The organism is Streptomyces sp. NPDC017095 (genome assembly GCF_044332325.1).
Classification (GTDB): Bacteria; Actinomycetota; Actinomycetes; order Streptomycetales; family Streptomycetaceae; genus Streptomyces.
Genome location: NZ_JBIROU010000017.1, coordinates 71,407 through 83,224, shown reverse-complemented (window position 1 = coordinate 83,224; position 11,818 = coordinate 71,407). Strand labels below are relative to the sequence as shown.

The following is an 11,818-nucleotide window of genomic DNA, read 5'->3' as shown; positions in this document are numbered from 1 at the left end:
GGTGAATGACGACAAGCTGCGCGACTATCTCAAGCGGGTCGCCGCCGACCTGCACCGGACCAAGCAGCGCCTCGGCGAGGCCGAGGCCCGGGACCGGGAGCCGATCGCCGTCGTCGCGATGGCCTGCCGCTACCCCGGCGGTGTGCGCACCCCCGAGGACCTGTGGCGCCTGGTCTCGACGGGCACCGACGCGATCACCCCCTTCCCCGCCGACCGCGGCTGGGACCTGGCCGCACTGCACGACCCGGCGGGGGAGCGCCCCGGCACCACCTACAGCGCCGAGGGCGGCTTCCTCGACGACGTCGCCGGCTTCGATCCCGGCTTCTTCGGGATCTCGCCGCGCGAGGCCCTCGCCATGGACCCGCAGCAGCGGCTCTTCCTGGAGACCACCTGGGAGGCCTTCGAACGCGCCGGGATCGACCCGCACACCCTGCGGGGCAGCCGCACCGGCGTCTTCGCCGGGGTGATGTACCAGGACTACGCGGTCCGGCTGCGCCAGGTGCCCGAGGACGTCCGGGGCTACCTCGGCAACGGCAGCTCCGACAGCGTCGCGTCCGGCCGCATCGCCTACACCTTCGGCCTCGAAGGCCCCGCCGTCTCCGTGGACACCGCCTGCTCGTCGTCCCTGGTCGCCCTCCATCTGGCCGGCCAGGCGCTGCGGCAGGGCGACTGCACGCTCGCGCTCGCCGGCGGCGCCATGGTGATGTCCACGCCGGTGCCGTTCGTGGAGATGAGCCGGCAGAACGGCCTCGCCGCCGACGGGCGCTGCAAGTCCTTCTCGGCCGCCGCCGACGGCACCGGCTGGGGCGAGGGCGTCGGCATGCTCCTGCTGGAACGCCTGTCGGACGCCCGCCGCAACGGGCACCCGGTGCTCGCGCTCGTACGGGGCTCCGCCGTCAACCAGGACGGCGCCAGCAGCCGCCTCACCGCGCCGAACGGACCCTCCCAGCAACGCGTCATCCGCCAGGCCCTCGCCCACGCCCGGCTCACGGCGGCGGACGTCGACGTCGTCGAGGCCCACGGCACCGGCACCCCGCTCGGCGACCCCATCGAGGCGCAGGCGCTCCTCGCCACGTACGGCCGGGAACACACCGCCGAACGGCCGCTGCTGATCGGCTCGCTGAAGTCCAACATCGGCCACACCCAGGCCGCCGCCGGCGTGGGCGGCGTCATCAAGATGGTCCTCGCCATGCGGCACGGCATGGTGCCGCCCTCCTTGCACGGCACGGACCCCACCCCCCAGGTCGACTGGTCCACGGGGACGCTGAAACTGGTCACGGAGGCCACCGACTGGCCCGCGACCGGGCGCCCGCGCCGCGCCGCCGTGTCCTCCTTCGGCGTCAGCGGCACCAACGGCCACGTCGTCCTGGAACAGGCCGAACCCGCCGAAGCGCCGCCGCTCAGCGAGGTGCCCACCGGTCCCGTGCCCTGCGTCGTCTCGGGACGCACCGCCGCCGCGCTGCGCGCCCAGGCCGCCGCCCTGCACACCCACCTGGCACAGACGCCCGGCCTCCGCCCCGCCGACGTCGCCCACACCCTGGCGACGGGCCGGGCCGGGCACGAGCACCGGGCCGTCCTCCTCGCCGACGACCGGCAGGCGCTGCTCGACGGGCTGGACGCGCTCGCCCGCGACGCCGACCCGCTGCCGCCGGGCATCGTGCGCGGCACCGCCCGCACCGGCGAGGCCGTCGCCTTCGTCTTCCCCGGCCAGGGCTCCCAGTGGCCCGGCATGGCCCGCGAACTCCTCGACACCTCACCGGTGTTCGCCGCCCGGTTCGCCCAGTGCGCCGACGCCCTCGCCCCGTACACCGACTTCTCGCTCCCGGACGTGGTCCGCGGCGCCCCCGGCGCCCCGGGGTTCGACCGCGTCGACGTCGTACAGCCCGCCCTGTTCGCGGTGATGGTCTCCCTCGCGGAGGTGTGGCGCGCGCACGGCGTCGAACCCGCGGCCGTGGTGGGGCACAGCCAGGGGGAGATCGCCGCCGCCTGCGTCGCCGGCGCCCTCACCCTCGACGACGCCGCGAAGGTCGTCGCCCTGCGCGCGAGGGCACTGCGGGCCCTCGCCGGACACGGCGGCATGGCGTCGGTGGCGCTCCCCGCCGACCGGGTACGCGAACGCCTCGCGCCCTGGGGCGGGCGGATCGCGCTCGCCGTCGTCAACGGCCCCGAGTCGGCCGCCGTCTCCGGCGACCCCGAGGCACTGGCCGGACTCCTCGCCGCCCTTGAAGCCGACGGTATACGGGCCCGCGCCATCCCCGTCGACTACGCCTCGCACGGCCCGCACGTCGAGGCGGTCCGCGCGGAGCTGTCCGCGGCCCTGGCGGGCCTCGCGCCCCGCCCGGCCGTCGTGCCGTTCTACTCGACCGTCACCGGCGCTCTCCTGGACACCGAGCGCCTCGACGCCGCCTACTGGTACGAGAACCTCCGGCACACCGTGGAGTTCGAGCGGGCCACGCGCGCCCTGCTCGACGCCGGGCACCGCGTGTTCGTCGAGGTCAGCCCGCACCCCGTGCTGACCGCCGCCCTCCAGGACACCGCCGCGGCCGCCGGCACCGACGCCCTCGCCCTCGGCACCCTGCACCGCGACGACGCCGGCCGGCGCCGGACGCTCACCGCGCTCGCGGAACTGCACACGCGCGGCGTGCCCGTCGACTGGGACGCCGTCCTCACCGGGCACCGCCCCACCCGCGTCGACCTGCCCACGTACGCCTTCCAGCGGGAGCGCTACTGGCTGGAGGACACCGGCGCGCCCGCGGGCGACGCCGCCTCGCTCGGCCTCGACCCCTCGGGACACCCGCTCCTCGGCGCCGTCGTCACGCTCGCCGACAGCGAGAGCCTGCTGTTCACCGGCAGGCTCTCGGCGCGCACCCACCCCTGGCTCGCCGACCACACCGTCCAGGGCGACATCCTGCTGCCCGGCACCGCCTTCCTGGAACTCGCCGTCCTCGCCGGCGACCGCACCGGCTGCTCCCGCGTCGACGACCTCACTCTCGAAGCGCCCCTGACACTGCCACGGGACGCAGGCGTCGTCCTGCGCCTGTCCGTCGGCGCACCGGCCGCCGACGGCACCCGCACCCTGGCCCTGCACGCGCGGCCCGACGACCCGGACACGGACGAGGAGTGGACCCGCCACGCCACCGGCCTCCTCGCCCCGGCGGCCCCCGCCCCCGCCGCCACCGCCCCGGGCGCCTGGCCGCCGCCCGGCGCGGCCCCCGTCGACCTCGACGGCATGTACGCGCGCTACGCCGAGGGAGGCTTCGCCTACGGGCCCGCCTTCCAGGGACTCACGGCGGTGTGGCGGCTCGGCGACGACCTGTACGCCGAAGCCGTGCTGCCGCCCGGGATCCACCAGGACGCCCAGCGGTTCGCCCTGCATCCGGCACTGCTCGACGCCGCCCTGCACGCCACCGGACTCACCGCCGACGGGACGGGCGACGGCGGCCGCATGCCGTTCGTCTGGTCGGGGGCGACCCTGCACGCGACGGGCGCCGCCGCGCTGCGCGTCCGCCTGACCCGGACCGCGCCGGACACCCTCGCCCTGGAGGTCGCCGACACCACCGGGAGTCCCGTCGCCTCCGTGGAGTCCCTGGTCCTGCGCCCGGCCGCACCGGACGCCCGCGCGGCCCGGACCCACCACGACTCGCTGTTCCGGGTGGAGTGGACCCCGGTCACCTGCCCGCCCGCTCCCGTGGCCACCGACTGGGCGGTCATCGGCCCCGCCGGCACCGGCCTGCCGGTGTCGGCCGTCTACGCCGACACCGCCGCGCTCACCGCCGCCCTCGACGCGGGCACGGCACCGCCCGGCCTCGTGCTGGTGCCGCAACCGCCGTACCACGACGGGGACACGGAGGACGGGGAGGACGTGCACGCCGCCGTCCACCGGGCCCTGGAAACCCTCCAGACCTGGCTCGCCGACGAGCGGCTCGCCGGCACACGGCTCGCCCTCGTCACCCGGAACGCCGTCGGCGAGGCGCCCGCCGACCCGGCCCGCGCGGCCGTGTGGGGCCTGACGCGCTCCGCCCAGTCCGAACACCCCGGCCGCTTCCTCCTCGTGGACCTCGACGAGGAGGCGGCGCCGCGGACCGTCGCCGCGGCGCTCACCTCCGGCGAGGAGCAACTGGCCGTACGCGGCGGCACCGTCCTCGTCCCCCGGCTCGCCAAGGTCCCCGCCACCGACCCGGTACCGGTCGCGCTCGACCCCGACGGCACCGTCCTCGTCACCGGCGGCACCGGACTGCTCGGCTCCCGCGTGGCCCGCCACCTCGTGGCCCGGCACGGCGTCCGCCACCTCCTCCTCGCCGGGCGGTCCGGCCCCGACGCGCCCGGCGCCACGGCACTCACCGCGGAACTCACCGTGCTCGGCGCCCACGTCACCGTCGCCGCCTGCGACGCCGCCGACCGGACCGCGCTCGCCGCCCTGCTCGACGGCATCCCCGCCGGCCACCCCCTGACAGCCGTCGTCCACGCCGCGGGCGCCCTCGACGACGGCGTCCTCACCGCCCTCACCCCCGGCCGCGTCGACACGGTGCTGCGCCCCAAGGCCGACGCCGCCCGGCACCTGCACGACCTCACCCGGGACAAGGACCTGCGGGCCTTCGTCCTCTTCTCCTCCGCCGCGGGTACCTTCGGCGGCCCCGGACAGGGCAACTACGCCGCCGCCAACGCCTACCTGGACGCCCTCGCCGAGCGGCGCCACGCCCTCGGCCTGCCCGCGCGGTCCCTCGCCTGGACCCTGTGGGAGCAGCGCTCCGCCCTGACCGGGCACCTCGACGACGCCGACCTGCGCCGCCTGGCCCGCTCGGGCATGCCGCCCCTCACCACCGACGAGGGCCTCGCACTCCTCGACGCGGCCCTCACCGTCGACGCCCCGGCGCTGCTGCCGCTGCGGCTCGACCCGCGCGCACTGCGGGCCCGGGCCGCCGAAGGAGAGCCGGTACCGCCGCTGCTGCGCTCCCTCGTCCGCGTACCCGCGCGCAGGGCCGCGGCCGCCGCACCCGCCCAGGACACCGGCACCGCCCTGCCCGAGCGCCTCGCCGCCCTGCCCGAGGCCGAACGCCTGCGCACGCTCGTCCGGCTGGTGTGCGCCCAGGCCGCCGCCGTGCTCGGCCACACCTCCGACAGCGCGGTCGTCCCGGGGCGTGCCTTCCGCGACCTCGGCTTCGACTCCCTCGCCTCCGTCGAACTGCGCAACCGCCTGACCGCCGCCACCGGTCTGCGGCTGCCCGCCACCCTGGTCTTCGACCACCCGTCGCCGCAGGCGCTCGCCGCGCACCTGCGGGACGCACTGACCGGAGCGGACCCCGCGCCGACGGCGCCCGCGGCCCGGCCTTCCCCCGCGGCCGCCGTGGCCGAGCCGATCGCCATCGTCGCGATGGGCTGCCGCTTCCCCGGAGCGGTCCGCACCCCGGACGACCTGTGGCGGCTCGTGGCCTCCGGCGGCGACGGCATCTCCGCCTTCCCCACCGACCGCGGCTGGGACCTCGACGCGCTCTACGACCCGGACCCCGGGCACACCGGCACCTCGTACGTGCGCGAGGGCGGCTTCCTCACCGGAGCCGGCGACTTCGACCCCGACTTCTTCGGCATCTCGCCCCGCGAGGCCATCGCCATGGACCCGCAGCAGCGCCTCCTGCTCACCCTCACCTGGGAGGCGTGCGAGCGCGCCGGCATCGACCCGGCCGCGCTGCGCGGCACCCCGGCGGGCGTCTTCATCGGCCTGATGCAGCAGGACTACGCGGTACGGCTCCTCCCGCACATCCCCGAGGACGTCGAGGGCTTCCTCGGCACCGGCAACTCCGGCAGCGTCGTGTCCGGCCGCATCGCCTACGCCTTCGGCCTCGAAGGCCCGGCCCTCACCATCGACACGGCCTGCTCCTCCTCGCTCGTGGCCCTGCACACGGCGGTGCGGTCGCTGCGCAGCGGCGAGTGCTCGCTCGCCCTCGCGGGCGGGGTCACCGTGATGTCCAGCCCGGAACTCTTCGTGGAGTTCAGCCGCCAGGGCGGTCTGGCGGCCGACGGCCGCTGCAAGTCCTTCGCCGCCGGCGCGGACGGCACCGGCTTCGGCGAGGGCGCCGGGGTGCTGCTCCTGGAGCGGCTGTCCGACGCCCGCCGCAACGGCCGTCCGGTACTGGCGGTGGTACGGGGCAGCGCCGTCAACCAGGACGGCGCGAGCAATGGTCTGACGGCGCCGAACGGGCCGAGCCAGCAGCGGGTGATCCGCGCGGCGCTCGCCGACGCCGGACTGTCGGCGAAGGACGTGGACGCGGTGGAGGGGCACGGCACCGGGACCACGCTGGGCGATCCGATCGAGGCGCAGGCCCTGCTCGCGACGTACGGCAGGGAACGCCGGGCGGGGCGGCCGCTGTGGCTGGGCTCGCTGAAGTCCAACATCGGCCACACCTCCGCAGCGGCCGGTGTCGCCGGAGTCATGAAGATGGTTCTCGCGATGCGGCACGGGACCCTGCCGCGGACCCTCCACGTCGACGAACCCACCCCGCAGGTCGACTGGTCGGCGGGTGAGGTGCGACTGCTCGCCGAGGCACGCGCGTGGGAGGCCGGCGGCGGACCGCGCCGGGCCGGGGTGTCGTCGTTCGGGGTGAGCGGGACGAACGCCCACGTGATCCTGGAACAGGCCCCGGAGACGGCCCCGCCCGCCGACCGCGACCTGCCGGTGCCGGTGCCGGTGCCCTGGGTGGTGTCGGCGAAGACGCCCCAGGCGCTGCGGGAGCAGGCGGCCCGGCTGCTGGAGGGGTGCGACGAGGAGACCCGGGCCGCCGACGTGGCCCTGTCGCTGGCGGTGACGCGCTCTCGGTTCGAGCACCGGGCCGTGGTGGTGGGGGACCGGGAGCGACTGCTGCGGGGCATACGGGCACTGGCCGCCGGAGAGCCGTCCGCGTTCGTCGCTCAGGGCCGGGCCTCGGTGTCCGGCAAGACGGTGTTCGTGTTCCCGGGACAGGGCGCGCAGTGGGCCGGGATGGCGCGTGAACTGCTCGACGGATCACCGGAGTTCGCGGAGTCCCTGCGGGAGTGCGCGGCGGCCCTGTCCCCGTACACGCGGTGGTCGCTGCTGGACGTGGTGCGCTCGGGCACGGACTTCGACCGGGTGGACGTGGTGCAGCCGGTGCTGTTCGCGGTGATGGTGTCACTGGCGCGGCTGTGGCGCTCCTTCGGCGTGGTGCCCGACGCGGTGGTCGGACATTCGCAAGGAGAGATCGCGGCGGCGGTCGTCGCGGGAGCGCTGTCACCGGCGGACGGCGCGAAGGTGGTCGCGTTGCGCAGCCGGGCGATCGCGGGACTGGCCGGACAGGGCGGGATGGTGTCGCTCGCCCTGTCGCCGGAGCGGGCCGCCGAGACCGTCGCTGCCTGGACCGGACGACTGTCGGTGGCGGCGGTCAACGGCCCCTCGGCGGTGGTCGTGTCCGGGGACACGGACGCCCTGGACGAACTGCTCGCGTCCTGCGCGGCGGACGGCGTACGGGCGCGGCGGATCGAGGTGGACTACGCCTCGCACTCGGCCCATGTGGAGCGGATCGAGCAGGAATTGGCGCGGGCCCTGGACGGAATCCGGCCGGTGCGAAGCGAGGTGCCGCTGCTCTCCACGGTGACGGGCGAGTGGCTGGACACCTCGGCGATGGACGCCGCGTACTGGTACACGAACCTGCGCCGCCCGGTCGCCTTCGAGCCCGCCGTCCGCACCCTGGCGGATGCGGGCTTCGACGCCTTCATCGAGGTCAGCCCGCATCCGGTGCTCGCCATGGCGGTCGAGGAGACCCTGGAGGCGGCCGAGGCGACCGGCGTCGTCCTGGGCACGCTCCGCCGGGACGAAGGCGGACTCCAGCGGATGCTCCTCGCCCTCGGGCAGGCCCACGCGCACGGCATCCCGGTCGACTTCACCCCCGTCTTCGCGGGCACCGGAGCCACCCGCACCGACCTGCCCACCTACCCCTTCCAGGAACGACGCCTCTGGCTGGACGTCCCGACCACCAGCCGGGACGTGGCCGCCGCGGGGCTCGGGACGACGGGACACCCGCTCCTGGGCGCCACCGTCGAGATCGCCGGCACGGGCGAAGTCCTGTGCACAGGACGCCTCTCACGGCGCAGCCACCCGTGGCTCGCCGAGCACGTGGTCCAGGGGACCGCCGTGCTGCCCGGCACCGCCTTCCTGGAACTCGCGCTGCGCGCCGCCGCCGCGGTCGGCTGCGCCACGGTGGACGAACTCACCCTGTCCGCACCGCTCGCGCTGCCCGACGAGGGCGCCGTCCGCGTCCAGGTGCGCCTCGGGGCGCCCGGCGCGGACGGGCGGCGGGCGCTCGGCCTCCACTCACGGGCCGAGCGGGACACCGGTCCGGAGACCGGACCGGAAACCGGGCCGGAGGCCGGACAGGAGTCCGGGGCCGCGTCCGCGTGGACCACCCACGCCACCGGCACCGTCGCGCCCGCGGCCCGCCCCGCGGGGCCCGCCCTCGTCACCTGGCCGCCACCCGGCGCCGAGGCCGTGGACATCGACGGCCTCTACGAACGGTTCGCGGCCGCCGGATACCGCTACGGGCCCACGTTCCGGGGCATCCGCGCCGCCTGGACCCGGGACGGCGAGATCTGCGCCGATCTCGTCCTGGACGAGCGGCAGCACGCCGACGCCCCCGGGTACCGCCTGCACCCGGCGCTCCTCGACGCCGCCCTGCAGACCGCCGCGCTGCTGCCCGGCCGCGACGACACCGCGCGCCTGCCGTTCAGCTGGAACGACGTGACCGCGCACACCACGGGATCCACCGCCGTACGGGTCCGGCTCACCGGCGAGGGACCGGACGCCGTCGCCCTGACCGTGTACGACCTCGCCGGACAGGAGGTCCTCTCGGCCGGTTCGCTCGCCCTGCGCCCGGCGTCGGCGGGCGGCCCGGGGCGCGCGGGACACGGCCGGGACGGGCTGCACCGGGTGGACTGGGTGCCCGCGCCGGACGCCGACGACCTCGTTCCGGAGACGGACCCGGGCGACTGGGCCGTCCTGCGGGCCGAACCGGACAGCCCCGTGCCCGCCCTGGTCGTCGCCGACTGCCCGCGCCCGGACGCCGGGCACGAAGGCACGCGCGACGGCACGGACGAGGCCGCGGTGTTCCACGCCGTCGCCGCGGAGTGCCTCGCCCTCGTGCGGGAGTGGCTGTCCGGCGAGCGGTACGACGGCTCCGTCCTCGCCGTCGTCACCCGGGGCGCCGTGACCACCGGCCCCGGCGACCGGGCGGCGGACTGGACGCGGTCCGGCGTGTGGGGGCTGCTGCGGACCGCGCAGACCGAACACCCCGGCCGGTTCCTGCTCGTGGACCTGGACGGCGACCCGCAGTCGCGTGCCGCCCTGCCCGCCGCGCTCGCCTCGGGCGAACCCCAGACCGCCGTACGCGCCGGGGAGCTGCTCGTACCGCGCCTGACCGCCGGGCCCGGCCGGGACACCCTGGTGCCGCCCCCCGGCAGCGCGGACGGCTGGCGGGTCGCCCTGTCCGGGGACGGCACGGTCGACGGGCTCACGGCCGAACCCGCGCCCGACGCGCTCGCCCCGCTCGGCGCCGGCCGGGTGCGGGTCGCCGTACGGGCCGCGGGCCTCAACTTCCACGACGTGGTGGCCTCCCTCGGACTCGACCCCGACCACGCGGGACTCGGCAGCGAGGGCGCCGGAGTCGTCCTGGAGGTGGGCCCGGACGTCGACGACCTCGCACCGGGCGACCGGGTGATGGGGGTCTTCGCCGGCGCCTTCGGGCCGACCGCCGTCGCCGACCGGCGCACCCTCGCCCGGATACCGGCCGGCTGGACCTTCGCGCGGGCCGCGTCGGTGCCGATCGCCTTCCTCACCGCCTACTACGGCCTGTTCGACCTCGGCGGCCTGCGGCGCGGCCAGTCGGTCCTGGTGCACGCCGCGGCGGGCGGCGTCGGCATGGCCGCCGTCCAGCTCGCCCGGCACGCCGGAGCCGAGGTGTACGCGACGGCGAGCCCCGCCAAGCAGGACGTCCTGCGGGCCTCGGGCCTGCCTGGCGACCACATCGCCTCCACCCGCACCCTCGACTTCGTCGGCCGCTTCCTCGACGCCAGCGGCGGCCGGGGCGTGGACGTCGTCCTCGACTGCCTGGCGCGGGAGTTCGTCGACGCGTCCCTGACGCTGCTGCCACGCGGCGGCCGGTTCATAGAGCTGGGCAAGACCGACGTACGCCAGGCCGGCGAGGTGGCGCGCGACCACCCCGGCGTCCACTACCGGGCCTTCGACCTGATGGAGGCCGGAGCCGACCGGGTCGGCGCCATGGTCACCGAGATCCTGTCCCTGTTCGAACAGGGTGCCCTCACACCGCTGCCGCTGACCTGCTGGGACCTGCGCCAGGCCCCACAGGCGTTCCGCCGGCTCAGCCAGTCCCGGCACATCGGCAAGAACGTCCTCACCCTGCCCGCGCCCCTCGACCCGGAGGGCACCGTGCTGATCACCGGCGGCACCGGCACCCTCGGCGGGCTCGTCGCCCGCCACCTGGTCACCGCCCACGGCGTCCGCCGGCTGCTGCTCACGGGACGCTCCGGCCCGGACGCCCCCGGGGCCGGACGACTCGTCCGCGAACTGACCGAGGCCGGGGCCGACGTGACCGTCACGGCCTGCGACGTGAGCGACCGGGACGCGCTCGCCGCACTGATCGCGGACATCCCGCGCGCGCACCCGCTCACCGCCGTCGTGCACGCCGCCGGAATCCTCGACGACGCCACCGTCACCGCACTCACACCCGAGCGGCTCGCACGCGTCCTGCGGCCCAAGGCGGACGCCGCACTCGCCCTGCACGAGCTGACCCGGGACCGCGACCTGGCCGCCTTCGTCCTGTTCTCCTCCGGCGCCGCCCTGCTCGGCACCGCCGGACAGGCCAACTACGCCGCCGCCAACGCCGCGCTCGACGCCCTGGCCGCGCGCCGCCGGACCGAAGGACTGCCCGCCGTGTCCCTCGCCTGGGGCATGTGGGAGGAGCGCAGCGCGCTGACCGCGCACCTCACCGACGCCGACGTACGCAAGACGGCACGGGGCGGCATCGGCGCCCTGCCCACCGAAACGGCCCTCGCCCTCTTCGACGCGGCCCTGACCGCGGCGCAGCCGCACGTACTGGCCGCCGCGGTCGACACGGCCGCGCTGCGCGCGACCGCCGCCACGGGCGCGCCCCTGCCACCCCTGCTCAGCGGGCTGGTGCGCGGCGCGCGCGGGAGGACCGCCGCGCCCCCGGCGCCGGCCGGGCCGTCGCTCGCCGAGCAGGTGGCCGAACTGCCGCCCGCCGAGGCCCACCGCGCCCTGCTCGACCTGGTGCGCGGCAACGCGGCCGCCGTCCTCGGCCACGCCTCCACCGACCTGATCGGCGCGCAACGGCCGTTCAAGGACCTCGGCTTCGACTCGCTCACCGGCGTCGAACTGCGCAACCGGCTCATGGCGGCGACCGGGACCCGGCTGCCGGCCGCGCTGGTCTTCGACCACCCCACCCCCGACACGCTCGCCCGCCACCTCACCGCCCGGCTCACCGCCGCTTCCGCGCCGGCCGCGCCGCCGGGCACCGCCGAACTCGACCGGCTCGACGCGCTCGCCACCGAACTGGCCGGCGCGGGCACCGACGCCGGACAACGGCGCGCGGACCTCGCCCGGCGGCTGCGCGGCGCCCTCGCCCGCCTCGAACCGGCGACAGAGCCCGGCGGCGGCACGGACTCCGCCGAAGCCGTCGAGTCCGCCACCGACGAAGAGATCTTCGACCTGATCGACAAGGAGATGGGCCTCTCGTGAGTGCCGTCCAGACCGCGCCGTCCCGACGCACCCACGGAGGAG

1 protein-coding gene is annotated in these 11,818 nt (G+C 76.6%); it reads left to right on the top strand.

All coding sequences use genetic code 11. The annotated features are described in order from the left end of the window. Position 1 precedes the first annotated feature (1 nt). Positions 2 to 11,776 carry an SDR family NAD(P)-dependent oxidoreductase gene (locus ACH4OA_RS28760; protein WP_397971964.1) on the top strand — a complete coding sequence of 3,925 codons (11,775 nt, stop codon included), beginning with the start codon at positions 2 to 4 and terminating at the stop codon, positions 11,774 to 11,776. Positions 11,777 to 11,818 lie beyond the last annotated feature (42 nt).